This window comes from Geodermatophilaceae bacterium NBWT11 (assembly GCA_014218215.1).
Classification (GTDB): Bacteria; Actinomycetota; Actinomycetes; order Mycobacteriales; family Geodermatophilaceae; genus Klenkia.
In genome coordinates this window covers 3824716-3851371 of sequence record CP043652.1, presented here as the reverse complement: position 1 = coordinate 3851371, position 26656 = coordinate 3824716, and the positions used below count along the sequence as shown (strand labels likewise).

The following is a 26656-nucleotide window of genomic DNA, read 5'->3' as shown; positions in this document are numbered from 1 at the left end:
TGTGACCGACGATCAGGCGGGCTCGGGACCGTCGTCGTCCGTGCGGGGGTCCTTGCCGCGGCTGCCGTCGAACTCGATGCCGCGGATCGCCAGCACCGCGCCCAGGATGCCGCCGCAGACGATGGAGGAGTCCGCGACGTTGAAGATCGGCCAGACCTGCCCGTTCGGGCCGAAGACCGACAGGAAGTCCACCACCCCGCCGCGCAGGAACCCGGGGTCGCGGAAGACCCGGTCGACCAGGTTGCCCAGCGCGCCGCCGAGCACCAGGCCCAGCGCGACCGCCCAGCCCAGGGAGAACAGCCGGCGGGCGACCCGGACGATGACCACCGCGATCACCACCGCGATCAGGCTGAACACCACGGTGGCGCCCTCGGCGAAGGAGAAGGCCGCACCGGTGTTGCGGTAGTTGGTCAGGTAGAGCAGCCCGCCGAGGGTGCGGATGTTCTCCGCGGGCTCGATGGTGGCCACCACGACGAGCTTGGTGACCAGGTCCAGGGCGAACACCGTGACGGCGATCAGGGCCAGCAGCCGGGTGCGGGAGCGGCGGCCGGCGGCCGGCACCACGGGGGCTGCGCTGTCGCTGGGTTCGTCGGCCACGCCAGGACGGTACCGACCACCTGCCGCGGGCCCGGTGTTCGCGCAGGCGCGCTCGCGGGCATGGCGAGGGTCACACCGGCTGGGGACGAGATCGACGCGAGGACCGACGACCATGGCGGGCAGGCGGACGATCCCGCCCCCTGCACCGCACCGACGCTGCACAGACGCAGCAGCGAGCTCCCAGGAAGGCCCCGTGACGAACCCCGTGACGACCCCCTCGACCGAACCCCAGGAGACCAGCCCGGTCATCCCCGACGCGCGGCGTCCCGACGTCGTCCTGGTGGGCGGTGGGGTGATGAGCGCGACCCTGGCTGCGCTGCTGGGCATCGTCGCCCCGCACTGGTCGGTGACCCTCTTCGAGGCCGGGGACCACGTCGCCGGGGAGAGCTCGGACGGCTGGAACAACGCCGGCACCGGGCACTCCGCGCTCTGCGAGTTGAACTACACCCCCGCCGGCAAGGACGGCGTGGTCGACCCCAGCAAGGCGATCACGATCAACGAGCAGTTCCAGGTCTCGCGCCAGTTCTGGTCGCACCTGGTCCGCTCCGGGCTGACCCCTTCGCCCAAGTCCTTCATCACCCCGGTGCCGCACATCAGCTTCGTGCACGGCACCGAGGGCCAGGAGTACATGCGGGCCCGCCACCAGGCGCTGGTCGCCTCGCCGCTGTTCGAGGAGCTCGAGCTCACCACCGACGGCGCCGAGCTGGCCGACTGGGTGCCGCTGATGATGGAGGGCCGCGATCCGGCCCAGCCCGTCGCCGCGACCCGCTCCACCGCCGGCACCGACGTCGACTTCGGCTCGCTCACCCGGCTGCTGCTGCGCCAGGGCAGCGACCGCGGCCTGGCCGTGCACACCGGCACCAGCGTGCAGGACCTCAAGCGCACCTCCGACGGCCGCTGGGACGTCACCGCCCGGCACCACGCCAGCGGGCAGGAGTTCACCGTCAGCGCGGGCTTCGTCTTCGTCGGGGCCGGCGGTGGCGCCCTGCCGCTGCTGCAGCGTGCCGACATCCCCGAGATCAAGGGGTTCGGCGGGTTCCCGGTCTCCGGGCTCTTCCTGCGCACCCGCAACCCCGCGCTGGTCTCCCGGCACCAGGCCAAGGTCTACGGCCAGGCCGCCGTCGGCGCCCCGCCCATGTCGGTGCCGCACCTGGACCTGCGCGCCATCGACGGCGACCAGTCGCTGCTGTTCGGCCCCTACGCCGGCTTCTCCCCCAAGTTCCTCAAGGCCGGGTCCTGGCTGGACCTGCCGCGCTCGGTACGGCTGGGCAACATCGGCTCCATGCTCGGTGTCGCCCGCACCCAGACCGCGCTCACCCGCTACCTCATCGGCCAGGTGCTCCAGCGCCCCTCGGACCGCATCGAGGCCCTCGAGGAGTTCGTGCCCACCGCCGACGGCGACGACTGGGAGATGATCACCGCCGGCCAGCGGGTGCAGGTCATCAAACAGGACGCCAAGGGCCACGGGGTGCTCCAGTTCGGCACCGAGCTGATCGTCGGTGCGGAGGGGTCCATCGCGGGCCTGCTCGGCGCCTCGCCGGGCGCCTCCACCGCCGTGGCCGCGATGCTGGACCTGCTGCGCCGGGCCTTCCCCGGCCAGGCCGCCGCGTGGGCGCCCAAGCTCACCGAGGCGATCCCGTCCTACGGCCACCAGCTGGCCGACGAGCCCGACCTGCTCCGCGAGGTCCGGGCCGAGACGACGAAGACCCTCGAGCTGACCGGTCCCGTGGAGCTCGCCGCCGCGCGGTAGCCCCTGGGCACGACGGAGCCCCCGACCACCAGGTGGTCGGGGGCTCCGTCGCGTTCAGGTGGTGGCGTTCAGGAGACGATCGGGTTCATCGGGGTGTCGATGACCTCGCCGGGCTGTGCGCCGGGCAGGAACTGCTGCCACTCCCCCGACACCAGCGTCGGGCTGGGCACCACCTTCGCCCCGTCGGCGAAGTAGGTGGTGGCCAGCACCATGCGTGGCGCCGTCGTCCGGTTCGGGCCGGCGGTGTGGAAGCACAGGCTGGAGTGCACCGAGATCTCGCCCAGCTCGAACGGCCCGTCCTCGACCGACACCTGCGCGTCGGCGAAGGCGCCGGAGACCGCCCGGTCGTAGCTGGCGTCCTTCGTGGAGAACGGCACGTCGTCCACCAGCTGGTGCAGGTCCACCCCCCGGGCGAAGGACAGTGGCCCCATCTGGCGCGGCGTCTGCTGCAGGGGCATCCACACGGTGGCGACCTGCTGGCTGTCGATCGGGAAGTGGTGGTCGTCGAAGTGCCAGGGCGTGCGCCCGCACGCGGGCTCCTTGGCCAGCACGTTGTCGTGGTAGACCCGCACGTCGGCCGCACCCAGCAGGTCGGCGACGATGCGGCCCAGCCGCCGGCTGAGCACGAACGCGGCGATGTCGGCCGACTGCGTCCACATCAGCTCGTCGCTGGTGAACCGGCCCGCGGGCCGGTCACGGCCACCGGCGGCCAGGTGCTCGGTGAGCAGTCGGCGCAGCCGGGAGACCGCGGCCGGGGGCAGGACGCCCTGCAGCTTGACGAAGCCGTCGCGGGCGAAGGCCGCCACCTGCTCGGGGGTGACCGGGTAGGCCTCGGCGAGCAGCGCCTCCAGCTCGTCGGCCGTCGGCTCGGGCAGCGCCGGGGGCTCGACGAGCTCCAGCAGGGGGCTGTCGTCGCCGCCGTTGTCGGCCAGCGTCAGGTACCAGTCCCACCACTCGTTGTTGTCCCCGGTCCACGCGGTGTCCAGCCCGTCCCGGGCGGCGTGGGTCTGGCTGACGTTGCCGCTCACGTGCGGTCTCCTCCGGGGGTGACGGTGATCAGGGCGACCTGGTGGTCGAAGACCCAGCGGCCCTCGGACTCGCAGGAGGACAGGTAGGCACCCACGACCGGGTCGGCGGTCATCTGGTCCAGGGAGACCGAGTCGTCGAAGACGCAGCGCTGCAGGAAGCCCTCGGCGGTCTCCCGGTCGTCCTGGGCGACCGAGGTGCGGTAGGTGAGCAGCTGCTGGTCCACCGTCACCGGCAGGTCGGCCAGGGCGGCGACGACCTGCTCGGCCGAGGTGTACGGCGTGCGCAGGCCCTGCGGGTCGAAGGAGCGGCGGAAGGCCTCGTCGACGACGAGGTAGTGCGAGGCGCTGGTGGCCTGGGCGACGACGCCGAGACCGCCGGGGGCGATGGCCTCGACGAACCGGGTCATCCCGGCCGCGACGTCCTCGGGGGCCAGCGCGTACAGCCCGTGGGTGGACCAGACCAGGTCCCAGCCACCGGGCCGGACGACGAGGTCCTGCAGGGTGCACTCGTGGTCGGCGGCGCCCACGAACGGGGGCGCGAGCTTCCCGCGGGCCTCGGTGAGGCTGAACGGGGACGGGTCGAGCAGGTCGGTCTCGACGGTCAGCCGGCCGGCCAGCTCGGCGACCTCGGGGGTGGCGAGCAGGGCGGCGGGGAACTTGCCGCTGCCGCAGGCCACGTCGAGCACCGAGACGGTGTCGCCGCCGGCGGCGAGCCCGGTCAGCGTGCCGGCCCAGTCGCGGGCGCCGGCGAGCTGGCGGTAGTCCTCGGTGGCCAGGGCGTAGAAGGCCTCCATGCCGCGGCGGCCGGCCTCCGACCAGTGCGCGAGGCTCGCCTGGGAGGTGGGGTTCAGGGTGGTGTCAGGAGCGGGAGGGGGCACCACCGAAGCGTGCGCCCCGGCCCGACGACCTGTCCACCCCGGGTGTCAGTGCCGCTTACGCTGGCCGCGTGACCACCGTCGTCGGCTCCCTGGACCTCCTGCGCAGCGCCCTGGCCGAGCACGGTGGTCCACGCCCGCTGGACATGGCCGGGTACGCCCGCGCGCACGCCACCTACGAGGCGCACAGCGACCAGCGGGCCCTGCTCACCGAGAGCCTCGCCGCGACCCTCGACGCCCTGCTGCCCGGCCCGGCGCCCCGCACGGTGCTCAGCATCGGCCCCGGCGACGGCAGCGTGGACGCGCCCCTGGCGACCGGCCTCGCACCGGGCCGCGGCCCGGTGCGCTGGATCGCCGCCGAACCGGCCGCGGTGGGCACCCGCGCCCAGGAGCGGGTGGGGGCGGCGCTGGCCGGCAGTGGCGGGTCCGCGGTCCTGCACCCGGGCACCTTCCAGACCCTCGGGGAGACCGTGGGCGACGACGTCGCCGACGTGGTGCTGGCGGTGCACTCCCTCTACTACGTGCCCGACCTCGGCGAGGCGCTCACCGCGGCCCGCCGCCGCCTGGCGCCCGGCGGGGCGCTGCTCGTGGCCCTGGCCCCGCTCGAGGACCTGTGCCTGCTGACCACCACCGTCGACGCGGCGAGCCACCGGTGGTGGAGCGCGGACCTGCTGGCCGCGCTGCCCGAGGCCGGTCTGACCGCGCAGGTGACCCGGGTCGCCGGTCGCCTCGACGTGACCGACTGCTCCGACCCCACCTCGGCCGACGGCGCGGACGTGCTGGACTTCCTGGTCGGTGCCGACTGCTCGGACCTCGCCGTCCCGGCGCGGGCCGCGCTGCTGGACGCCCTCGACGCGATCACCACCACCGAGGGCGACCGCCGGTACGCGCCGCACCCGGTGGACGTCGTCGTGGCGGTCGCTCAGTCCTCCTGAGTGGGCGCGCCGGCCTCGCCGCGCCAGCTGGCCAACCGGCCGGCCCGGCTCACCGCCCGCAGCCGACGCTCGGCCTCGGCGCGCGAGCCCCGGGCCGACACCAGCAGCGCCTGGTCCCCGCGCATCAGCCGGGTCTGGGCCGAGGGCACGAACGGCTTGCCGTCGCGGACGACGAGCACCACCGCGGCGTCCTCGGGCAGTCGCAGCTCGGGCAGGTAGACACCGTGCAGCCGGGAGCCCTCGGGCACCCTCAGCTGCATCAGCTCGGCGCCCAGCTCGTCCAGCGGGGCGGACTCCACGTCGATGTCGCGCGGGGTGATCGGCGTGGCGATCCGCAGCCAGCGGGCGACGGCCGGCAGCGACCCGCCCTGCACGACGGTGAAGACGACGACCAGCACGAACACGATGTCGAAGACCCGGGTCGCCCCCGGCACCTGCGCGGCGATCGGGAACGTGGCCAGCACGATCGGCACCGCCCCGCGCAGCCCGGCCCAGGAGATGAACGCCTGCTGGGCCCACGGCACCTTGAACCAGGCCAGGCTGGCCACCACCGACAGCGGCCGGGCGACGAGCAGCAGCGCCCCGCCGATGAGCAGCGCGGGCAGCACCGCCTCGGGCAGCCGGCCCGGGCTGACCAGGAGGCCCAGCAGCACGAAGAGCCCGATCTGGGCCAGGCTCGCCATCCCCTCGGCGAACCCGATGGTGCCGGCACGGTGCGGCAGCGAGGAGTTGCCCAGCACCAGACCGCACAGGTAGACCGCGACGAAGCCCGAGGTGTGCACCAGGTCGGCCGAGGCGAAGGCCAGCACGCACAGCGCCAGGGTGGCCAGCGGGTAGAAACCGACCAGGGGCAGCGCCGCCCGGCGCAGCAGCCACGCCCCGCCGAAGCCGATCGCGACGCCGAGCACCGAGCCGCCGGCCAGCTCACCGACCACCTCCACCGCGGTGATCCACCAGCTGGCGGTCTCCCCGCCGACGAGCCGCTCGGACAGGACGAGGACCAGGAGGATGACCGGGGCGTCGTTGAGGCCGGACTCCATCTCCAGGGAGGCGGCCATCCGGCGGGGCAGCGGCAGCCGGCGCAGCGTAGCGAAGACCGCGGCGGCGTCGGTGGAGCTGACCACGGCGCCCAGCAGCAGCGCGAACTCCCAGGAGAAGTCCAGCAGCCAGACGGCGATCGCGGCGGTCACCACGATCGAGACCAGCACCCCGACGGTCGCCAGGGTCAGCCCGGGGCCCACGGCGCGCCGGACGTCGGACCACCGGGTGGTCAACCCGCCCTCGGCGAGGATCACCACCAGCGCCGCCACACCGAGGGTCTGGGTGAGCCCGACGTCCTCGAACTGGACGCCGAACCCGGCCTCCCCCAGCGCCACCCCGAGCAGCAGGTAGATGAGCAGCGAGGGCAGCCCGAGGCGGTCGGACAGCCGCAGCGCCACGGCCGCGACGAGCACGACGAGGGCACCGACGGCGAGTGCGATGGTCACCGTCGTGTCCATCGGCTCACCCCCACGGTGCGCAGTGTCCCGTACCGGTGTGACGATCCCGCGCAGGCGGCTTGGCGGGGGCTGGGAGGATGGGACGTGTGAGCCCGTCCTCCCCGTTCCGTGCCCTCCCCCCGCAGGTCGACCTGCCCGCGCTCGAGCACGAGGTCCTCGACCAGTGGGCCGGGGACGACGTCTTCGCCCGCTCGCTGGCCCAGTCCGCGGGCCGCCCGCAGTGGAACTTCTACGAGGGCCCGCCGACGGCGAACGGCCGGCCGGGCACCCACCACATCGAGGCCCGGGCGTTCAAGGACGTCTTCCCCCGGTTCAAGACGATGCAGGGCTTCCACGTGCCCCGCCGGGCCGGCTGGGACTGCCACGGCCTGCCGGTGGAGATCGCCGTGGAGCAGGAGCTCGGCTTCGCCGGCAAGCCCGACATCGAGCGGTACGGCATCGCCGAGTTCAACGCTCGTTGCCGGGCCTCGGTGGAGCGGCACGTGGACGCCTTCAGCGAGCTGACGGACCGGATGGGCTACTGGGTGGACATGTCCACCGCCTACTGGACGATGGACCCGGCCTACATCGAGAGCGTCTGGTGGTCGCTCAAGACCGTCTTCGACAAGGGCCTGCTCACCGAGGACCACCGGGTCGCCCCCTACTGCCCGCGCTGCGGCACCGGGTTGAGCGACCACGAGGTGGCCCAGGGCTACGAGACGGTCACCGACCCCTCGGTCTACGTCTCGCTGCCGGTCACCAGCGGCGAGTGGGCCGGCAAGGCCGACCTGCTGGTCTGGACGACGACGCCCTGGACGCTGCCGAGCAACACCGCGGTCGCGGTCAACCCCGACGTCACCTACCTGGTGGTGCGCGCCGAGCACGAGGGCCGCGAGCGCACCGTCGTCATCGCCGAGCCGCTGGTCGCCGCCGTCCTCGGCGCCGACGTGCCCTACGAGGTGCTGGCCACGACCGTGGGCCGGGACTGGGAGCGGGTGCACTACCAGCGCCCGTTCGACCTGGTGGAGTTCCCCGAGGGCGACGCGCACTACGTGCTGCTGGCCGACTACGTGACCTTCGACGACGGCACCGGCCTGGTGCACCAGTCCCCCGCCTTCGGCGCCGAGGACCTCGCCACCTGCCGGTCCTACGGCCTGCCGGTGGTCAACCCGATCGACTCCACCGGCCACTTCCACGCCGACGTGCCGCTGGTCGGCGGGCACTTCTTCAAGGCCGCGGACCCCACGCTGGTGCAGGCGCTGGCCGACCGGGGCGTGCTGTGGCGGGAGTACCGCTACGAGCACACCTACCCGCACTGCTGGCGCTGCCACACGCCGCTGATCAACTACGCCCAGCCCTCCTGGTACATCCGCACCAGCGAGATCAAGGACCAGCTGCTGGCCGAGAACGCCGGTACCACCTGGCACCCGGAGAACGTGCAGTGGGGCCGCTACGGCGACTGGCTGCGCAACAACGTCGACTGGGCGCTGTCCCGCGACCGGTACTGGGGCACCCCCCTGCCGATCTGGCGCAACGAGCTGGACCCCTCGCGGATGGTGGCGATCGGGTCGCTGGCCGAGCTGTCCGAGCTCACCGGCCGCGACCTCGCCGACCTCGACCCGCACCGGCCCTTCATCGACGACGTCACCTTCACCCTGCCCGGGGAGGAGGGCACCTTCCGGCGGGTCCGCCAGGTCATCGACGCCTGGTACGACTCCGGGTCGATGCCCTTCGCGCAGTGGGGTGCCCCGCACCGCAACCAGGAGCAGTTCGAGGCCGCCTACCCGGCACAGTTCATCGCCGAGGCCATCGACCAGACCCGCGGCTGGTTCTACACGCTCATGGCCGTGGGCACCCTGGTGTTCGGGAAGAGCTCCTACGAGGACGTCCTCTGCCTGGGCCACATCCTGGCCGAGGACGGCCGGAAGATGAGCAAGCACCTGGGCAACACCATCGAGCCCATCCCGCTGATGGACCAGCACGGGGCCGACGCCGTCCGCTGGTTCATGCTGGCCGGCGGCTCGCCGTGGCAGGCCCGCCGGGTCGGGCACACCACGCTGTCCGAGGTCGTCCGCAAGGTGCTGCTGACCTACTGGAACACCGCCAGCTTCTTCAGCCTCTACGCCAGCACCAACGACTGGGACCCGGCCGCCTCCCCCGCCCCCGCGGCCGCCGAGCGGCCGCTGCTGGATCGCTGGGCGCTGGCCGAGCTGGCCCAGGTCACCGCCGGCGTCACCGACGCCCTGGAGGCCTTCGACACCCAGACCGCGGGCCGGCTGATCGCCGGCTTCGTCGACGACCTCTCCAACTGGTACGTCCGACGCTCCCGCCGGCGCTTCTGGGAGGGCGACCCGGCCGCGCTGGGCACCCTGCACGAGGTGCTCGACGGGCTGACCCGGCTGATGGCCCCGTTCACCCCGTTCGTCACCGAGCGGGTGTGGCACGAGGTCGTCGCCCCCGGTCTCCCCGGGCCGGTCGACTCGGTGCACCTGAGCACCTGGCCGACCGTGGACGAGGCGGCCCGGGACGACACCCTGGTCGCCCAGGTGGCGCTGGTCCGCCGGCTGGTCGAGCTCGGCCGCTCGGCCCGCACCGCCTCCAAGGTGCGCACCCGGCAGCCGCTGGCCCGCGCGCTGGTCGCGGCCTCGGGCTGGTCCTCGCTGCCGCGGGACCTGGTCGCCGAGGTGGCCGACGAGCTGAACGTCGCCGAGCTGACCGAGCTGTCCGCCGTGGAGGGCGACCTCGTCGACGTCAGCCTCAAGGTCGACTTCCGCGCCGTCGGACGGCGGATGGGCAAGCAGGTGCAGGCGGTGGCGAAGGCGGTCGCGGCGCAGGACGCCGCGACCCTGGTCGCGGCCTACCGGGCCGGCACGGCGACCGTGCCGGTGGACGGTGTCGACGTCCCGCTGGAGGACGGCGACCTCGTGGTCACCGAGACCCCGCGCGAGGGCTGGACGGTGGCCTCGGCCGGTGGCCTGACCGTGGCCCTGGACCTGACGCTCACCCCCGAGCTGGAACGGGCCGGACTGGTCCGCGAGGCCGTGCGGCTGGTCCAGGACCTGCGGAAGTCCTCCGGCCTGGAGGTCAGCGACCGGATCGAGCTCTGGTGGACCGCCGACGGCCAGCTGGCGCAGGCGCTCACCGAGGCCGCGCCCGCGCTGTCCGGCGAGGTCCTGGCCACGACCGTGCACGCCGAGACCGCAGGCGCCGGCGAGGGCACCGAGGGCCCGGACGGCTCCCGCTTCTGGCTGGCCCGGGCCGCCGGCTAGGCGGTCTGGCTCTTCGCGGCGGCCCGGCGGGAACGCTCGGCCGCCGCGAGGTGCTGGTCGGGGCAGCACACGCCGCACGCGGTGAAGCCGTCCTGGCGGGCCTCCACCAGCGGGAGCGGGATCTCCTCCGCACCGGCGGTCTGCGAGCAGCCGGCCAGGTGGTAGCGCGGGTGCTCGTCGACGACGACGACCTCGTCGGTCAGGTCGATGACCAGCAGCAGGTCGGTCACCTCGACCTCCTCCTCTGCCGGCTCCCCGTCCGAGGAGGTCGCACGGGTGGCGGCGGGCCGCGTGGCGCGCTTCCCGACGACCGGCTCCACCGCCCCCGGGGTCTCGGCGGCGACCACCGGCTCCTCGACGACCGCCGGTTCCTCGGCGACGACCACCGGCTTGCCGGCGACCACGGGCTCAGGGGCCGCCGCGGCCTTCGCTGCCGCGGCCTTCGCTGCCGTGGCGCGGTTGCGGCGGACCGTCTGCACGGTCAGCACGACCGCCGCCAGCCCGCTGACCCCCACCGCGGACCACAGCAGGACGGTGTCGCCGCCGGACAGGCCGCCCACCAGCAGGGCGACGGCGACGAGGACGAGCAGCCCAGCCAGCGCGATCACCCGGGGAGCGTAACCGGGCCCACACGCGCGAGAGCCCCCACCGACAGCTGTCGGTGGGGGCTCTCGCGGTGCTGGTGCCTTCTCTCAGGCGCCGGCGTGCTGGTTCTGCCGGGCGTTGGACGCCGGCTCCGCGGAACCGCGGCTGTCCAGGTCACGCAGGTGCGACTCGAGGTAGGAGCGCAGCCGGGTGCGGTACTCGCGCTCGAAGGTGCGCAGCTCCTCGATCTTGCGCTCCAGGCTGCTGCGCTTCTCCTCCAGCGAACCCATGACCTCGACGTGCTTGCGCTCGGCCTCCTGGTCCAGGGCCGTGGCCTTGGCGCGGGCCTCGCGCTCCATGGTGTCGGCGCGGGTGCGGGCGTCGCCCACCATCGAGTCGGCACGCTGCTTGGCCTCGGCCAGCTGCGCCTCGCTCTTGGTGCGGGCGTCGGTGAGCATCCGGTCGCTGTTGGTCTTGGCGGTGCCGACCAGCTGGTCGGCCTGCTGCTTGGCCTCGTTGACGTACCGGTCGGCCGTCTCGGTGGCCAGGGTCAGCATCCGGGAGGCGCGCACGCCGTCGTCCTCGCGGGACGGCGAGGCAGCGGGCGGGGGCGGCGGCGGGGCGGCAGCGGCCTGGACGGGCTCGGGCCGCTCGGCCGGACGCTCGTCCTTCGCGGAGGAACCACCGCTGCTGGTGCGCAGCTCGTTGTTCTCCTCGATCAGCCGGGCGAGCTCGGCCTCGACGACGTCGAGGAAGGCATCGACCTCGTCCTCGTCGTAGCCACGCTTGCCGATCGGCGGCTTCTTGAAGACGACGTTGTGCACGTCGGCGGGCGTGAGTGGCATCGGGTCACCTCGGGTCGGACGGGAGGAACAGGGACTGTGTCAGACGGGCGGCGTCCATCGGCCACCCAGGTCTGGCGAGCCCGTTCCGCGGAACGGGGATCACGCGAACTGGAAGGCCAAGGAGTCCACGATGCCGCGCAGGATGAACACGGCGATCAGGAGCACCATAAACCCGAGGTCCAACCTGATGGTGCCCAGGTTCAACGGCGGGATGACCTTGCGGATCGCCTTGAGCGGCGGGTCGGTCACCGCGTACACGACCTCGAGGCCCGCGGCGACGACGCCGGCGGGGCGCCAACTGCGGGCCAGGACCATCACCCAGTCCACCACGAAGCGGGCGAACAGCAGGATCAGGAACACGAGCAGCACCGATGACACGATCTGCAGGAGAAGGGACACGGTCCTCGCTCGCTCAGGGTGGGGCCGTGACCGGTGGTCACCAGCCCCACGGGGGGTCAGGACTGGTTGAAGAAGCCGCCCTCACGGATGCGGGCCTTGTCCTCAGCCGTCACGTCGGTGCCCTGCGGACTGATCAGGAACACCTTGGCCGTGACTCGCTCGATACTACCGTGCAGCCCGAACGACAGACCCGCGGCGAAGTCGACCAGGCGCTTGGCGTCCGCGTCGTCCATGTCGCTGAGGTTCATGATGACCGGCTGGCCGTCGCGGAAGCGCTCACCGATGGTGCGGGCCTCGTTGTACGTGCGGGGGTGCAGGGTGGTGATCTTGTAGGCCTTCACCGGCGGGGCGGTGACGACCGGGGGCAGAGGCGCGGCCACCGGCTCGCGCACGGCGAGCCCGGCGGCCAGCGGGCCGGAGGCGGCCGTGGCGGCCGTGGCACCCGTGGGGCGGCCCAGGCCGACCGACGGGGACGGCGCGGGGGCCAGGTCCAGCCGGCGGGGTGACCCGCTGCGGCGGGGCAGCACCGGCTCGGGGGCCAGCTCGGCGACCGGGACCTCCTCGGAGACGAACTCCTGCGAGGGGTAGTCGGTGTCGGCGTAGCCGTCCACCGGCTCGTCCCGGTAGCCGTACCGGTCGCGGCGGTCGGCGCGACCACCGGCGTGGCGGTCGTCCCGGTCGTCGTACTCGGACTGTCGCGCGTCGTACCGCCCGTAGGCGGCGCGGGCGTCGTCGTCCTCGACGAGCCCGAGGTAGATCCCCATCTTGCGCATGGCTCCGGCCATCGGAGGGCCCCCTCTCGTGTGTGTCGTGTGCGGTGTGTCGTGGCAGTGCGTCGTGTGCGGTGCGCAGTGCGTCTCGCGAGTCCCACGGGACCCACGTGTCACGCTGGTCCTGCTCCGGAGGCTAGGGGCCGCCGTCCGAACAGCGCGGTACCGACACGCACCAGCGTGGCGCCCACGGCGACCGCCTCCTCGAGGTCCGCGCTCATCCCGGCGGACAGCTCGGTGGCCTCCGGGTGGTCCCCGCGGACCCGCTCCCACAGGGCGCCGAGCTGGGCGAACGCCGGGCCGGGCGGTGCCTCGCGGGGGGCGACGGCCATCAGGCCGCGCAGCCGCAACGACGCCGATCCCGCGACCAGGTCGGCCAGCCCGGGGACGTCGCTGGGGTCGGCTCCCCGCGGGCCGCCGTCCGGCCCTCGGGCCCGCCGAGGTCGACCTGGACGAAGACGTCGGTGACCACCTCGGCCCGCTCGGAGACCCCGGCCAGCCGCTCGACGAGCGAGGCCCGGTCCACCGACTGCACGACGGCACCCAGGCCGACCACCGCGGTGGCCTTGTTGCGCTGCAACTGGCCGACCAGGTGCCAGCGGAGGTCGAGGTCGGCGAGCTCGGCGGCCTTGCCGGTCAGCTCCTGCACCTTGTTCTCCGCGAAGTCCCGCTGCCCCAGCGCTGCCAGCGCCGCGACGTCGGCGGCCGGCCAGGTCTTGCTGACCGCCAGCAGCGCGACGTCGGCGGGGTCCCGACCGGCGGCCCGGGCGGCGTCGTCGACCCGGGTGCGCACGGCGGTCAGCGCCTCGGTCATCCGGTCGGGGCTCAGCGGGGCTCCAGCCAGACGACGCCGGCCTGGCGCCCGGTGACGCCGTCCCGGCGGTGGCTGAACAGCACCCGGTCCTCCACCGTGCAGCGGGGGTCCTGCACCACCTGGCCGACCCCCGCGCGGTGCAGCGTCTGGGTCAGTCCGGCCCGCAGGTCCAGGGCGGGGGTGCCCCGGCGGGAGCGGACGGCGGCGTCGGGGGCCACCCGCGCCACCTCGTCGGCCATCGCCCGTGGCACCTCGTAGTCCAGTCCACAGACGGCGGGACCCAGCAGGGCCTGCACGTCCCCGGGCCGGGAGCCCAGGTCGGCCATCGCGCGCAGTGCGGCGGGGACGACGCCCTGGCGGACGCCCTCCCGGCCGGCGTGCACCGCGGCGACCACCCCGGCGACCGGGTCGGCCAGCAGCACGGGCACGCAGTCGGCGACCAGCACGCAGAGCACCAGGCCGGGGGTGGCGGTGACCAGGGCGTCGGCCTCGGGCGGCGGACCGGTCTGACGGCCGGTGACCACCTCGACGGCCGTGCCGTGCACCTGGGACATCCAGACCAGGTCGGCGGTCTCGACCCCCAGCTCGCGGGCCAGCCGCTCCCGGTTGGCCGTGACGGCGGCCGGGTCGTCGCCGACGTGCCCGCCCAGGTTGAAGTGGTGGTACGGGGACGACGAACGGCCGCCCCGCCGGTCGGTCACCACCCGTCGGGGACGGAGGGACCGGGTCGGCGGGGCGGCCGGATCGGTCGTGCTCATGCGCTCGTCGCTCAGGTCGAGCGGAGGAACTCGGGGATGTCGAGCTCCTCCTCGAAGTCCTCGGACGCCAGCGGGCGACGCTGACCGGAGACCGGGCCCGGGATGGGCGGCAGCGGCGGGACCGTGATGCCACCTCCTTGGGCCGGCTGACCGTGCCGGGGGGTGGAGGTCTGCCCGCCGGAGGTGTGGGAGGCCTGCTGGCGGGGCTGGGCGACCAGCCGCTCGCCGGTCTGGGTGGGCGCAGGGGTCTGCGGGCGCTGCGGGGTGACCGGCAGGGACTGGGTGGCCGGCGCCTGGGCGGCGGGCTGGGCGTCCTTGCGGTTGGTCCCGCTGGGCTTGCCGCCGTCGAACCCGGCGGCGATGACGGTCACCCGCACCTCGTCACCCAGGGCGTCGTCGATGACGGCACCGAAGATGATGTTGGCGTCGGCGTGCGCGGCGTCGGAGACCAGCGAGGCGGCCTCGTTGATCTCGAACAGGCCCAGGTCCGAGCCACCGGAGATCGACAGCAGCACGCCGTGGGCGCCCTCCATCGAGGCCTCCAGCAGCGGCGAGGCGATGGCCTGCTCGGCGGCCAGCAGCGCGCGGTTGTCCCCGCGGGCGCTGCCGATGCCCATGAGGGCCGAGCCCGCACCGGACATGACCGACTTGACGTCGGCGAAGTCCAGGTTGATCAGGCCGGGGGTGGTGATCAGGTCGGTGATGCCCTGGACACCGGACAGCAGCACCTGGTCCGCGGTGCGGAAGGCGTCCATCACGGACACGTTCCGGTCGCCCAGCTGCAGCAGCCGGTCGTTGGGGATGACGATCAGCGTGTCGCACTCGTTGCGCAGCTCGTCGATGCCGGACTCGGCCTGCACGGCCCGCCGCTTGCCCTCGAAGGAGAACGGGCGGGTGACCACGCCGATGGTGAGCGCGCCGAGCTTGCGGGCGATGGACGCCACGACGGGCGCGCCACCGGTGCCGGTGCCACCACCCTCGCCGGCGGTCACGAAGACCATGTCGGCGCCCTTGAGCACCTCTTCGATCTCCTCGCGGTGGTCCTCGGCGGCCTGGCGGCCGACGTCGGGCTGCGCGCCGGCGCCCAGGCCGCGGGTGAGCTCACGGCCGACGTCGAGCTTGACGTCGGCGTCGCTCATCAGCAGCGCCTGGGCATCGGTGTTGATCGCGATGAACTCGACGCCCTTGAGGCCGACCTCGATCATGCGGTTGACCGCGTTCACCCCGCCGCCGCCGATGCCGACGACCTTGATGACCGCGAGGTAGTTGTGCGGAGGTGTCATGGTGCTGGACCCTCATCCTCAGATTGAGCATTATGGTTATGTCAACTCGTCGTTGGTGACGAAGCTAGGTGCGCCGGGTGCCGCACGCCAGCACGCTCCGGTGGCCCGGCGTGTCGGCGACGAGGTGCCTCAGCGGGCGCCCTCGACCCGTCCGTCACTCGCGCCTCACGGCTGGTGACGACCCGCCCCGTGAGCGTCTCATCCCCGGGTCGAGCCCGGACGGGCGGCTCGGCCCCGTCTCGTTCGAGACCCGGCCCGCCCCGGGCGTGTCGCGGACCCCCGCACGAGCCTCAGCGCGGGAGCCGGCCCATCAGGTAGAACTCCTCGTTCGGCGGGATCGCAGCGACGTGCGCCAGCCGGTTGGACAGGGCGAAGAAGCCCACGATCATGCCCAGGTCCCACACGTCGTCCTGGGTCAGGCCGTGGCCCCGCAGGGAGGCCAGGTCCGCCGCGGTGACCTCCGCGGGGCGCAGGGCCAGGGTGACGGCGACCTCGAGCACCGCCTTCATCCGGGCGTCCACCGGGGCCTTGCGCCAGTCGACCGCGACCTGGTCGGCCAGGTGCGGGTCGCGGGAGCGCACCCGGGCGATGGCGCCGTGCGCGACCACGCAGTAGAGGCAGTCGTTGGCCGCACTGGTGGCCACCACGACGACCTCCCGGTCGGCCTTGGACAGCCCGGGGGTCTCCTTGTCCATCAGCGCGTCGTGCATGGCGAAGAACGCCCGCGCCTCGTCGGGACGCCAGGCCAGCGCGGCGAACACGTTGGGGAGGAACCCGGACTTCTCCTCGACCGTGTCGAACCTCTCCCGCAGGTCCTCGGGGAGGTCGGCGCGCTCGGGCACCGGGAAACGGCTGATCGGCTGGGGACCCGTCGGTGAGCTCATGGGGACACCCTGCCGTGCCTCACCGGAGGAGGGTCACCTCAGGACCACGGCCTCCGGGGAGCTGACGTCGATCTGGGCGGCCGGGTCGACGGTGCCGGCGGCCAGCTGGTCGAGCACCGCGGCGAGCACCTCGGCCTTGCGGTCGGCCTGCTCGGCGCTCCCCCACAGCACGGTGGTGCCGTCGACCAGGGTGAGGGTGACGTCGTCCCCGCCGGTGGCCGTCACCGACGTGACCTGGCTGCGGACGGCGTCGGGCAGGGACACCACCGCGGCCAGCGCCGCGCGGGTGGCGGCGTCGTCCGGGCCGGGGTCGGTGACCTGCAGCGGGACGACGCCGGCCGGCGCATCACCGGTGATCGTGTCGAACACGGTGCCGGTGGCGTCGACCAGCGAGCGCGTGCCCGCGGACTCGACGACCGCGACCGGCGTGCGCTCGACGAGGGTGACGACCACCCGGTCGGGCCAGCCCCGGGTGACCTCGGCGGAGGCGACCTGCGGCAGCGCGGACACCCGCGCGGCGGCGGCGGCGGTGTCGACCCGGACCAGCGGGGTGCCCTCGGCCACCCCGGCCACCTGGCGCACCTCCTCGACGCTGAGGGTCCGGGTTCCGTCGACCTGGACGGCACGCACGGCCAGCAGGGGGCTGGCCAGCACCACCCAGGCCGCCACGGCGACCAGCAGGACCGCCGACCCGAGCACGACCAGCCGCTTGCGCCGCCGGTCCAGCTTGGGCCGGATGCGGGTGACGGTCGAGCCGCCCGCGGGGGTCGCACCGCGCCGGGCGCCGCGGGTGCGGTCCCGGGTGGTGCTCCCCTGGCGGCTCACCGCTGGTCGTCCCCGGGCCGGTCGGTCAGGGCGGTGAGGATCTCCGGGCCGACCATGACGACGTCCCCGGCGCCCATCGTGAGCACCAGGTCACCGGGCCGCGCCCGGCCGGCGACCGCGGCGGCGGCCGCGGACCACGACGGCTCGAAGTGCACCCGGTCGGCCGGGAGAGGCACCCGGTCGGCGACCAGCGCGCCGGTCACCCCGGGCACCGGGTCCTCGCGGGCGCCGTAGACCTCCATCACCACGACCTCGTCGGCCAGCCCGAGGGCGGTGCCGAAGCCGTCGGCGAACTCGGCGGTGCGGCTGTAGAGGTGCGGCTGGAAGAGCACCACCAGGCGACCGTCGCCGACCACGGCGCGCGCGGCCCTCAGCTGGGCGGTGACCTCGGTGGGGTGGTGGGCGTAGTCGTCGTAGACCCGCACGCCGGCGGCGGTCCCCTTGAGCTCGAACCGGCGGTGCACGCCGCCGAAGCGGGCCAGGCCGGCCATCAGGTCGGCCGCCGGGAAGCCCAGCTCCAGGCCGGTCAGCAGCGCCGCGGCGCTGTTGAGGGCCATGTGCTCCCCGGGCAGCCGGATGGAGACCCGGCCGATCTCGGTGCCGTCGAGCACCGCGGTCCAGCTGGTGCCCTCGGGGCCGACGACGAGGTCGCGGACCTGCAGGTCGGCGTCCGCGCCCCGCCCGTAGGTGCGCACCCGGGCCGCGGTGGTCGGCACGTCGGCCAGCCGCGCGGCGCCCGGGTCGTCCCGGCAGAGCACCAGGAGCCCGGCGGGGTGGATCGTGCCCAGGAAGGTGTCGAACGCGGCCTCGACGGCGGCCAGGTCGCCGTAGTTGTCGAGGTGGTCGGCCTCGACGTTGGTGACGATGCCAGCGAAGGGGGCCAGCAGCAGGAACGAGCGGTCGCTCTCGTCGGCCTCGGCGACGAACACGTCGCCGCTGCCGGCGTGGGCGTTGGAGCCGGACTCGTTGAGGTCGCCGCCGATGGCGAAGGAGGGGTCGGCACCGCAGGCCTGCACCGCGACGGTGAGCATCGAGGTGGTCGAGGTCTTGCCGTGCGTGCCGGCGACGGCGACGCTGCGCCGCCCGGCCATCACCGCGGCCAGCGCGACCGCGCGCGGCAGCACCCGCAGGCCCCGTTCGCGGGCGGCGACCAGCTCCGGGTTGTCCGGGCGGATGGCGGTGGAGACGACGACGGTGCCGGCGTCGCCGAGGTGGGCCGCGTCGTGCCCGACCTCGATCCGGGCACCGAGGGCACCCAGCGCCAGCAGGGTGGGGGTGTCGCGCCGGTCGCTGCCGGAGACGGCGACCCCGCGGGCCAGCAGGATGCGGGCGATGCCGCTCATCCCGGCCCCGCCGATGCCGATGAAGTGCACCGCGCCCAGGGACTCCAGGGTCGGGATCGGGTCGCGCCAGGCGGCGACGTCGGCAGCACTCATCGGGCCACCTCCAGGGTCAGGTCGGCGAGCTTCTCGTCGGCGTCGGGCACCCCGGCCGCGGCGGCGTGCCGGGACAGCTCGGCCAGCCGGGCGGGGTCGGTGAGCAGCGGCAGCAGGGTGCCGGTGATCCAGGCCGGGGAGAGGTCGGCGTCGTCGACCAGCAGCCCTCCCCCGGCCTCGACGACGGGCAGGGCGTTGCGACGCTGCTCGCCGTTGCCGATCGGCAGCGGCACGAACGCCCCGGGCAGCCCGACGGCGGACAGCTCGGCCACGCTCACCGCGCCCGAGCGGCACAGGGCGAGGTCGGCCGCGGCGTAGGCCAGGTCCATCCGCTCCAGGTAGTCCACGACCACGTAGGGCGCCGAACCGGCCGGGCGGGCGGGCACGGACACCTCGGTGTTCTTCGGGCCCCGGGCGTGCAGCACCTGGACCCCGGCGGCGGTGAGCGCGTCGGCCGCGCCGGTGGCCGCGGTGTTCAGCGAGCGGGCGCCCTGGGAGCCGCCGAAGACCAGCAGGGTGGGCCGGTCGGCGTCCAGCCCGAAGTGCGCGCGGGCCTCGGCGCGCAGCGCCGCCCGGTCCAGGCCGGTGATGGCCGGGCGCAGCGGCATGCCCACGTGCACGGCGCCGCGCAGCGGGGTGCCGGGGGTGGTGACGGCGACCCGGGCGGCGATCCGGGCACCGACCCGGTTGGCCAGGCCGGGCAGCGGGTTCTGCTCGTGCACCACGACGGGCACCTTCTCCAGGCGGGCCGCCAGGTAGGCCGGCAGCGCGACGTAGCCGCCGAACCCGACGACGACGTCGGCATCCAGCTCGCGCAGCAGCGCCCGGGTGTCGGCGACCGACCGGCGGACCCGGCCCGGCACGCGCAGCAGGTCCGGGGTGGGCTTGCGGGGCAGCGGGACCGGCGGGATGAGCCGCAGCTCGTGCCCGCGGGCCGGGACCAGTCGGGTCTCCATGCCGCGTGCGGTGCCCAGGCAGGTCACCCGGGGGGTGCCGCCGGGGGTGTCGGTGCGCCGGACGAGGGCGTCGGCCAGGGCGAGCATCGGCTCGATGTGGCCGCCGGTGCCGCCGCCGGCGAGGACGACGCTGACGGGGCGGGAGCGGGTGGGGGGTGGCGCAGTCACGGGTGCAGTCTCACAGGGGTCGGGGGGCTCACCGGGGACGTGCGGGCCGGTCCGTCCGGGGACGGGGGGCACCCTGGCCTCGGGACGGGGTGCGGGACGGGGTGCGGGCCGGCGCGCTGCGCCCGGTCGGGCGGTCCCGGCCAGTCTGCCGGGCGGGGGGTGCGGCCGGTGCCGCGGGCGCCGGTGCCCGCCCGTCGCGGACCCGGGCCACGGTGCGCCCGGCCGGCCGACGCGGTGCGTCGGCGGTGGGACGACGGCGTCCCACGGTGGGCAGCGGGTCGACGGCGTTCGGGGGCACCGGCAGCAGCCAGCGACCCAGCCGGCCGAGCCGCCCGACGGGCACGGCCTGGCGGTGGGCCCGCAGGTGGGCGATGGCCTCGGGCTCGGAGCGGGCGAACCGGGCCAGCAGACCCACGATGAACAGCGTGATGACCATCGACGTGCCACCGGCGGAGACCAGCGGCAGCTGCACGCCGGTGACCGGGAGCAGCCCGACGACGTAGCCCATGTTCATCGTGGCCTGGCCGATCAGCCAGACGGTGATCGCGATGCTGGCGAGCTGGATGAACCGGTCGGCCGAGCGGCGGGCGATGCGGAAGCCGGCGTAGGCCAGCACGCCGTAGAGGGTGATCACGACCAGGCAGCCGAGGAAGCCGAGCTCCTCGCCGATGATCGCGAAGATGTAGTCGCTCTCGGCGTGCGGCAGCAGGTTCCACTTCATCCGGCTGTTGCCCAGCCCCACGCCCCAGAAGCCGCCGGTGGCCAGCGCGTAGAGGCCGCGGACGGCCTGGAACCCGTCACCGAGCGGGTCGGCGAAGGGGTCCAGGAACGAGGTGACCCGGGCCAGCCGGTAGGGCGCCAGGGCGACCATGAGCGCGACCGCCCCCGCCGCCAGCCCCACCCCGCAGGCGATCAGCCGCCCGGAGATGCCACCGGCCCAGAGCAGGCCGGCGAGCACCAGGCCCAGGCTGACCACCGCGCCCATGTCGGGCTCGAGGATGAGCAGCCCGCTGAGCATCGCGAACACCGGCAGCACCGGGACCAGCAGGGACGACGTGGTCAGCCAGCGCTCGCGGACGGCGATGACGTGCGCGCCCCACAGCGCGAAGACCAGCTTGGTGAACTCCGAGGGCTGGAAGTCCGTCACGCCCAGGTTGATCCACTGCCGGGCGCCGTTGAGCTCCTTGCCGATGCCGGGCACCAGCACGGCCATCAGCAGCACGAAGGACAGCAGCAGCGCGATGCCCGACCAGCGGCGCAGGTGCCCGACCGGCAGCCGCAGCGCCACGAACATGCCGATCAGCCCGACGAAGGCGACCGCGACCTGCTTGAGACCCGGCGCCCAGGGCGACCCGTCGTTGAGCGCGGACTCCATGCTGGAGGCCGAGAAGACCATCACCAGGCCGATGGACAGCAGCAGCCCGGCCGAGCCGAGCACCAGCTGGGAGCTGGTCATCGGCCCCTCGAGCCAGGCCGGCGCCCGGAACAGCGGTCCGCGGACCGCCGCCTCCCCCCGCTTGCGTGCGGCGGCGGACCCCGTGGCGGAGCGGGTGGTCGGGCGGGTGGTGGTCGTGCTGGCCATGCGGGCCCCCGTCAGCGCAGGGCGCGGACCGCGTCGGCGAAGGCGCGGCCCCGGTGCCCGTAGTCGGTGAACACGTCCATCGACGCGGCGGCGGGGGCGAGCAGCACGGTGTCGCCGGGACGGGCGAGCTGTACGGCTGCCCGCACCACCCGCTCCATCACGACCTCAGCCGTCTCTCCAGTCACACCCGTCACGGCTGCATCATCACCGCTGGGGACGACGATCCGTGGGACCGCGGGGGCGTGTCGGGCCAACGACCGGGCCAGCAGCTCCCGGTCGCGGCCCAGGAGCACCACCCCGGCCAGCCGGGCGGCCACCGCGGCCACCAGCGGGTCGACGTCGGCGCCCTTGAGCAGCCCGCCGGCGATCCAGACCACCCGGGGGTAGGCGGCCAGCGAGGCACCGGCAGCGTGCGGGTTGGTGGCCTTGCTGTCGTCGACGAAGTCCACCCCGTCCACCGTGCCGACCAGCACGTTGCGGTGCGCACCGCCGCGGAAGCCGGCCAGCCCCCGGCCGATGTCGGCCGCGGACACCCCGGCGACCCGGGCCAGCGCCGCGGCGACGAGGGCGTTGACCGCGTTGTGCGGTCCGCTCACCTGCAGCGCGGACTGCTCGACCAGCACCTCCCCGGCCGGGGAGGCCGCGAAGGCACGGTCGACCAGCGCGCCGGAGCGGACGCCGAGCTGACCGGGCTGGGGTTCCTCGAGGGTGACGGTCACCGGGTGCCGGTGCTCGCGGACCAGGGAGGCGGCGACCGGGTCGCCGGCGTCGGCGACGGCCACCGGGGTGAGCGCCAGGACGCGTGCCTTGGCGTCCCGGTAGGCCTCCGGGCTGCCGTGCCAGTCGACGTGGTCGTCGGCCACGTTCAGCACGGCCGCGGCGGCCGGGGCCAGCGACGACGACCAGTGCAGTTGGAAGCTCGACAGCTCGACCGCGACCGCGTCGAAGGTCGGCGTGCCGTCGGGCTCGACCGCGGTGACCACCTCGACCAGCGGGCGGCCCACGTTGCCGGCGGCGACCGCGCGGAGTCCGCCGGCCAGCAGCACCGACTCCAGCATGGTCACCGTCGTCGTCTTGCCGTTGGTGCCGGTGACGGCGTACCAGGGCGCCGGCTCCCCCGAGGGCAGCGGCAGCCGCAGCCGCCAGGCCAGCTCGGGCTCGCCGACCACCTCGATCCCGGCCCGAGCCGCCGACAGCAGCAACGGGGAGTCCGGGCGCCAGCCCGGGGAGGTGACCACGAGGTCGACGTCGTCGGGCACCTCGGTGACCGCGCCGAGCCAGACCGCACCCGCGGCCTCCAGCTCGGCCCGGGCGGCGGGTGCGCCGCCGTCGGCGAGCAGCACGGTGTCCCCGCGGGCCAGCAGCACCCGGGCGGCCGCGGCCCCGGACACCCCCAGGCCGCAGACGAGGACCCGACCGAGGGGGGCGTCCACCTACAGCCCCGTGAGGTCGAGCCAGTCGGCGTAGAACAGCCCGATGCCCAGGGCCACCGACATGGCGGTGACCAGCCAGAACCGGACGATCACGGTGTTCTCGGCCCACCCGGCCAGTTCGAAGTGGTGGTGCAGGGGCGCCATCCGGAAGACCCGGCGCCGGGTGGCCTTGAAGAACGCGACCTGGATGACCACCGAGAGCGTGATGGCCACGAAGAGCCCGCCGATGACGACCAGCAGCAGCTCGGTGCGGGTGACGATCGCGATGCCGGCCATCAGCCCACCGAGGGCCAGCGAGCCGGTGTCGCCCATGAAGATCCGGGCCGGGGAGGTGTTCCACCACAGGAAGCCCAGGCAGGCGCCCATCGCGGCCGCGGCCACCAGGGTCACGTCCAGCGGGTCGCGCACGGTGTAGCAACCGGCGACCACCCCGGCGGAGCAGTCGTGCCCGAACTGCCAGAACGACATGACCACGTAGGCGCCGAACACCATCGCCGAGCAGCCCGCGGCCAGCCCGTCCAGGCCGTCGGTGAGGTTCACCGCGTTGGAGAAGCCGGCGATGAAGAGGTAGGCCAGCACCATGAACAGCACCGCGGGCATCGCCAGCGGGGCGATCTCCCGGACGAAGGAGACCGTGGTGGAGGCGACCGCCTGACCCCCGGGACCGTCGCCCTCGATCAGCGCCAGGCCGGCGAAGACCAGGCCCACGACGAGCTGGCCGACCAGCTTGGCGGTCTTGTTCAGCCCCAGGCTGCGCCGGTGCGCGATCTTCAGGTAGTCGTCGAGGAAGCCGACCGTGCCCAGCCCGACCAGCAGGAAGAGCAGCAGCAGGCCGGTGGTGGTGACCCCGCGACCCTCCTGGCCGAGCAGGAACAGGTGGGAGATGAAGTAGCCGGCGACCGTGGCGAACACGATCACCGTCCCGCCCATGGTGGGCGTGCCCTTCTTGGACAGGTGGCTCTCCGGGCCGTCGTCCCGGATCTCCTGGCCGAATCCCCGGCTGCGGAAGGCCTTGATGGCCACCGGGGTCAGCAGGATGGAGATGACCAGGCCGAAACCGGCCGCGACGAGGACGGACTTCACGAGGGGGCTCCGTCGGTGAGGAGATCGGCGGCCAGCTGCTCGAGGCCGTAGGAGCGGGAGGCCTTCACCAGGACGACGTCGCCCGGGCGGAGCACCCCCGCGAGCAGCTGGCGGGCGGCGGCCCGGTCCGGCACGTGCACCGACTCCTCTCGCAGGGCGCGTGCCCCGGCAGTGATCCCCGCGGCGTCCGGGCCGACCGCGACGAGGAGGTCGACCACGGCGGCGGCGTCCGCGCCGAGCCGGGCGTGGGCGGCGTCGGCACCCGGGCCGAGTTCGCCCATGGCACCCAGCACGGCGACCCGGCGGGTGCCGGTCATCCCGGTCAGGGCGGCCAGGGCGGCCCGCATCGACTCGGGGTTGGCGTTGTAGGCGTCGTTGACCACCGTCACGCCGTCGGGGCGCTCGGTGACCTCCATCCGCCAGCGGCTCTGCGCGGTGGCACCGGACAGCCCGGTCGCGACCTGGGCGGGGGTGAGCCCGGCGGCGAGCGCGGCGCCGGCGGCCGACAGCGCGTTGGCGACCTGGTGGGCGCCGACGACCCGGAGCCGGACCGGGTGGGTCTCCCCCGCGGCGTGCAGGGTGAACGAGGCCCGAGCGGCGCCGTCGAGCTCGACGTCGGTGGCCCGGACGTCGGCGTCGTCCGCGGTGCCGGTGAGCAGCACCCGGGCGGTGGCCCGGTCGGCCATGGCGCGCACCCGCGGGTCGTCGGCGTTGAGCACCGCGACCGACGCGGCGGCCTCGGCCAGCTCGCCCTTGGCGGTGGCGATCACGTCGGCGCTGCCGAACTCGCCCAGGTGTGCCGAGCCCACGTTGAGCACCACGCCGACGTCCGGGCGGGCGACGGCGCAGAGCCGGGCGACGTGCCCGACGCCGCGGGCGCCCATCTCCAGGACGAGGAAGCGGGTGTCGGCGTCGGCGGCCAGCACGGTCAGCGGCAGGCCGATGTCGTTGTTGAACGAGCCGGGTGGGCTGACCGTGGCGCCGACGGTGCCCAGCACCTGGCCGAGGAGGTCCTTGGTGGAGGTCTTGCCCGACGAGCCGGTGATGCCGACCGTGGTCAGGCCGGTGAGCCGCTCGTGCACCGCGTGCGCGAGCCGGCCCAGGGCGACCACCGGGTCGGCGACCACGACCACCGGGGTGCCGGCGTCGTCGGGCCGGGTGGACAGCGCACCGACCGCGCCGGCGGCAGCGGCCGCGGCGAGGAAGTCGTGGCCGTCGACCCGCTCGCCGGGCAACGCGACGTACAGGTCGCCGGGGCCGGCGGTGCGGGAGTCCACGATCACCGACCCGGTGACGGTCGCGTCGGTGCCGGTGAGCTCGCCGCCCACGGCGGTGGCCACCTCGGTGAGGCTGAACGGGATCACGCTCGCGCCTCCAGTGCTCGTCGCAGTTCGACCCGGTCGTCGAAGGGGCTGATCACACCGGCGACGTCCTGGCCGGTCTCGTGGCCCTTGCCGGCGACCAGCAGGGTGTCACCCGGACCTGCGGCCGCGACCGCCGCCTCGATCGCGGCGCGCCGGTCGCCGACCTCCAGCACCTCGGCGCCGGCGTCGACGGGGACACCGGCCAGCATCTCGGCGCGGATCGCGGCCGGGTCCTCCGAGCGCGGGTTGTCGTCGGTCACCACCAGGAGGTCGCTGCCCGCGGCGGCCGCCGCGCCCATCCCGGCCCGCTTGCCGGGGTCGCGGTCCCCGCCGCAGCCGAGCACGGTGAGCACCCGGCCGGTCGTGGTGGCCCGCAGCGCCGTGAGCGCGGTGGCGACCGCGTCGGGGGTGTGCGCGTAGTCCACGACGGCGACGAAGGGCTGCCCGGCGTCCACCGGCTCCATCCGGCCCGGGACGACGGTCGCGGCGATGCCGGTCAGCGCGTCGTCCACCGCGACCCCGACGGCGTCCAGCAGGGCGACGGCGAGCACCGCGTTGGCCACGTTGAACGCCCCGGGCAGCCGCAGCCGGGCCGGCCAGGAGCGCTCGCCGGGGCCGTGCAGGGTGAAGGCCGAGCCGCCGTCGAGCGTCGTCGTCACCTCGGTGGCGCGCCAGTCGGCGGCCGCACCCCGGCCGGAGACCGTGGTGGTGCGCTCCCCCACCAGCCGGCGGCCGTGCTCGTCGTCGACGTCGACCACCTCGCGGGCGGCGCGGCCGTCGAAGAGCCGGGCCTTGGCCTGGAAGTAGCTCTCCACGTCGCCGTGGAAGTCCAGGTGGTCGCGGGAGAGGTTGGTGAACCCGGCCGCGGCGAACGCGACGCCGCCGACCCGGCCCAGCACCAGGGCGTGGCTGGAGACCTCCATGACCACCGCGCGCACCCCGTCGCGGCGCATGCCGGCGAGCAGAGCGTGCAGGTCGGGGGCCTCGGGGGTGGTGCGCACGCTGGGCAGTTCGGTGACCACGGGGGCGCCGTCCGGGCCGGTGCCGCGGGTGCGGGTCTGCACGGTGCCGATCAAGCCACTGCTCCAGCCGGCCGCGGCGAGCCCGGCCTCAACCAGGTAGGCCGTCGTCGTCTTGCCGTTGGTGCCGGTGATGCCCAGCACCGTCAGCGCCTCGCTGGGCCGCCCGTGCACCCGGGAGGCGACGTCACCGAGCACCGCCCGCGGGTCGGGGACGACGCACACCGGGACGCCGGTCGCCGTGCAGGCCTGCTCCCCGGCGGGGTCGGTCAGCAGCGCGACGGCTCCGCGCTCCACGGCCTCGGCGGCGAAGGAGGCACCGTGCACCCGGGCCCCGGGCAGGGCGGCGTACAGGTCACCGGGACCGACCCGGCCCGAGGCCAGGGTCACCCCGGTCAGCGTGGTGCCGGGATCGCCCTGGACGGGCCGGCCGAGGAGGTCGGCCAGCTGCGACAGGGGGGTGCCCACAGCAGTGCTCACGGGACTCCAATCTACCGGCGTGCCGACCTCCACCCGACCA

Annotated in this window: 22 protein-coding genes and 1 pseudogene; 3 read left to right on the top strand and 20 right to left on the bottom strand. The window is 74.5% G+C overall.

The window, feature by feature from the left end:
- Window positions 1-12 precede the first annotated feature (12 nt).
- On the bottom strand, window positions 13-528 hold the full coding sequence (lspA, locus tag F1C76_18715; protein ID QNG39366.1) for a signal peptidase II: 516 nt from the start codon (window positions 526-528) through the stop codon (window positions 13-15).
- 181 nt (window positions 529-709) lie between these two features.
- On the opposite strand from lspA, the gene F1C76_18710 reads away from it, so the two are divergent.
- Entirely contained in the window at window positions 710-2347 is a 1638-nt protein-coding gene (locus tag F1C76_18710; GenBank protein ID QNG38330.1) for a malate:quinone oxidoreductase, read from the top strand.
- 68 nt (window positions 2348-2415) lie between these two features.
- On the opposite strand, the gene F1C76_18705 is transcribed toward F1C76_18710, so the two are convergent.
- Window positions 2416-3375, bottom strand: a complete 960-nt coding sequence (locus F1C76_18705; GenBank protein ID QNG38329.1) for a phytanoyl-CoA dioxygenase family protein — start codon at window positions 3373-3375, stop codon at window positions 2416-2418.
- The gene (locus F1C76_18700) at window positions 3372-4253 is read right to left on the bottom strand and encodes a class I SAM-dependent methyltransferase (GenBank protein QNG38328.1); all 882 of its coding nucleotides are present in this window, start codon (window positions 4251-4253) and stop codon (window positions 3372-3374) included. The genes F1C76_18705 and F1C76_18700 overlap by 4 nt, the downstream gene beginning before the upstream one ends.
- A 68-nt stretch (window positions 4254-4321) precedes the next feature.
- Between F1C76_18700 and F1C76_18695 the strand changes: the two genes are divergently transcribed.
- Window positions 4322-5185 carry a class I SAM-dependent methyltransferase gene (locus tag F1C76_18695; GenBank protein ID QNG38327.1) on the top strand — a complete coding sequence of 288 codons (864 nt, stop codon included), beginning with the start codon at window positions 4322-4324 and terminating at the stop codon, window positions 5183-5185.
- On the opposite strand, the gene F1C76_18690 is transcribed toward F1C76_18695, so the two are convergent.
- A complete protein-coding gene (locus F1C76_18690) occupies window positions 5173-6684 on the bottom strand; it encodes a potassium/proton antiporter (GenBank protein QNG38326.1) in 1512 nt (503 codons plus the stop codon). The two genes, F1C76_18695 and F1C76_18690, sit on opposite strands and share 13 nt — an antisense overlap.
- A gap of 77 nt (window positions 6685-6761) precedes the next feature.
- Between F1C76_18690 and F1C76_18685 the strand changes: the two genes are divergently transcribed.
- The gene (locus F1C76_18685) at window positions 6762-9932 is read left to right on the top strand and encodes an isoleucine--tRNA ligase (protein QNG38325.1); all 3171 of its coding nucleotides are present in this window, start codon (window positions 6762-6764) and stop codon (window positions 9930-9932) included.
- On the opposite strand, the gene F1C76_18680 is transcribed toward F1C76_18685, so the two are convergent.
- From F1C76_18680 to F1C76_18605, 16 genes and pseudogenes are all read right to left on the bottom strand, one after another.
- Window positions 9929-10540, bottom strand: coding sequence for a hypothetical protein (locus tag F1C76_18680; GenBank protein QNG38324.1), 612 nt, complete (start codon window positions 10538-10540; stop codon window positions 9929-9931). The two genes, F1C76_18685 and F1C76_18680, sit on opposite strands and share 4 nt — an antisense overlap.
- Before the next feature lie 84 nt (window positions 10541-10624).
- A complete protein-coding gene (locus F1C76_18675; GenBank protein ID QNG38323.1) occupies window positions 10625-11362 on the bottom strand; it encodes a DivIVA domain-containing protein in 738 nt (245 codons plus the stop codon).
- 99 nt (window positions 11363-11461) lie between these two features.
- Window positions 11462-11761 carry a YggT family protein gene (locus F1C76_18670; protein ID QNG38322.1) on the bottom strand — a complete coding sequence of 100 codons (300 nt, stop codon included), beginning with the start codon at window positions 11759-11761 and terminating at the stop codon, window positions 11462-11464.
- Window positions 11762-11817: 56 nt separating this feature from the next.
- Window positions 11818-12546, bottom strand: a complete 729-nt coding sequence (locus F1C76_18665) for a cell division protein SepF (protein ID QNG38321.1) — start codon at window positions 12544-12546, stop codon at window positions 11818-11820.
- 98 nt (window positions 12547-12644) lie between these two features.
- Window positions 12645-13345: pseudogene (locus F1C76_18660) on the bottom strand (YggS family pyridoxal phosphate-dependent enzyme).
- Between the two features lie 11 nt (window positions 13346-13356).
- Window positions 13357-14103, bottom strand: a complete 747-nt coding sequence (gene pgeF, locus F1C76_18655) for a peptidoglycan editing factor PgeF (GenBank protein ID QNG38320.1) — start codon at window positions 14101-14103, stop codon at window positions 13357-13359.
- 11 nt (window positions 14104-14114) lie between these two features.
- Entirely contained in the window at window positions 14115-15386 is a 1272-nt protein-coding gene (ftsZ, locus tag F1C76_18650) for a cell division protein FtsZ (protein ID QNG38319.1), read from the bottom strand.
- Between the two features lie 290 nt (window positions 15387-15676).
- Complete coding sequence (locus tag F1C76_18645; protein ID QNG38318.1) at window positions 15677-16270, bottom strand: peroxidase-related enzyme; 594 nt, start codon at window positions 16268-16270, stop codon at window positions 15677-15679.
- Window positions 16271-16303: 33 nt separating this feature from the next.
- Entirely contained in the window at window positions 16304-17095 is a 792-nt protein-coding gene (locus tag F1C76_18640; GenBank protein ID QNG38317.1) for an FtsQ-type POTRA domain-containing protein, read from the bottom strand.
- Window positions 17092-18531, bottom strand: coding sequence for a UDP-N-acetylmuramate--L-alanine ligase (locus tag F1C76_18635; GenBank protein ID QNG38316.1), 1440 nt, complete (start codon window positions 18529-18531; stop codon window positions 17092-17094). Before F1C76_18635 ends, F1C76_18640 begins: the two co-directional genes overlap by 4 nt.
- Window positions 18528-19655 carry an undecaprenyldiphospho-muramoylpentapeptide beta-N-acetylglucosaminyltransferase gene (murG, locus tag F1C76_18630; GenBank protein QNG38315.1) on the bottom strand — a complete coding sequence of 376 codons (1128 nt, stop codon included), beginning with the start codon at window positions 19653-19655 and terminating at the stop codon, window positions 18528-18530. The genes F1C76_18635 and murG overlap by 4 nt, the downstream gene beginning before the upstream one ends.
- 28 nt (window positions 19656-19683) lie before the next feature.
- Window positions 19684-21111 (bottom strand): putative lipid II flippase FtsW, encoded by a 1428-nt coding sequence (ftsW, locus tag F1C76_18625; GenBank protein QNG39365.1) that lies wholly within the window; start codon window positions 21109-21111, stop codon window positions 19684-19686.
- Window positions 21112-21248: 137 nt separating this feature from the next.
- Window positions 21249-22670 carry a UDP-N-acetylmuramoyl-L-alanine--D-glutamate ligase gene (murD, locus tag F1C76_18620; protein QNG38314.1) on the bottom strand — a complete coding sequence of 474 codons (1422 nt, stop codon included), beginning with the start codon at window positions 22668-22670 and terminating at the stop codon, window positions 21249-21251.
- On the bottom strand, window positions 22671-23753 hold the full coding sequence (locus tag F1C76_18615; protein QNG38313.1) for a phospho-N-acetylmuramoyl-pentapeptide-transferase: 1083 nt from the start codon (window positions 23751-23753) through the stop codon (window positions 22671-22673).
- Window positions 23750-25117 (bottom strand): UDP-N-acetylmuramoyl-tripeptide--D-alanyl-D-alanine ligase, encoded by a 1368-nt coding sequence (locus F1C76_18610; protein ID QNG38312.1) that lies wholly within the window; start codon window positions 25115-25117, stop codon window positions 23750-23752. The genes F1C76_18615 and F1C76_18610 overlap by 4 nt, the downstream gene beginning before the upstream one ends.
- On the bottom strand, window positions 25114-26616 hold the full coding sequence (locus F1C76_18605) for a UDP-N-acetylmuramoyl-L-alanyl-D-glutamate--2,6-diaminopimelate ligase (GenBank protein ID QNG38311.1): 1503 nt from the start codon (window positions 26614-26616) through the stop codon (window positions 25114-25116). The genes F1C76_18610 and F1C76_18605 overlap by 4 nt, the downstream gene beginning before the upstream one ends.
- Window positions 26617-26656 lie beyond the last annotated feature (40 nt).

Coding starts and splice junctions, on each gene's coding strand:
- F1C76_18710 (QNG38330.1), top strand. CDS start 710: ATGGCGGGCAGGCGGACGATCCCGCCCCCTGCACCGCACCGACGCTGC.
- F1C76_18690 (QNG38326.1), bottom strand. CDS start 6,684: ATGGACACGACGGTGACCATCGCACTCGCCGTCGGTGCCCTCGTCGTG.
- F1C76_18685 (QNG38325.1), top strand. CDS start 6,762: ATGGGACGTGTGAGCCCGTCCTCCCCGTTCCGTGCCCTCCCCCCGCAG.
- F1C76_18675 (QNG38323.1), bottom strand. CDS start 11,362: ATGCCACTCACGCCCGCCGACGTGCACAACGTCGTCTTCAAGAAGCCG.
- F1C76_18665 (QNG38321.1), bottom strand. CDS start 12,546: ATGGCCGGAGCCATGCGCAAGATGGGGATCTACCTCGGGCTCGTCGAG.
- pgeF (QNG38320.1), bottom strand. CDS start 14,103: ATGAGCACGACCGATCCGGCCGCCCCGCCGACCCGGTCCCTCCGTCCC.
- ftsZ (QNG38319.1), bottom strand. CDS start 15,386: ATGACACCTCCGCACAACTACCTCGCGGTCATCAAGGTCGTCGGCATC.
- F1C76_18645 (QNG38318.1), bottom strand. CDS start 16,270: ATGAGCTCACCGACGGGTCCCCAGCCGATCAGCCGTTTCCCGGTGCCC.
- F1C76_18635 (QNG38316.1), bottom strand. CDS start 18,531: ATGAGTGCTGCCGACGTCGCCGCCTGGCGCGACCCGATCCCGACCCTG.
- ftsW (QNG39365.1), bottom strand. CDS start 21,111: ATGACCAGCTCCCAGCTGGTGCTCGGCTCGGCCGGGCTGCTGCTGTCC.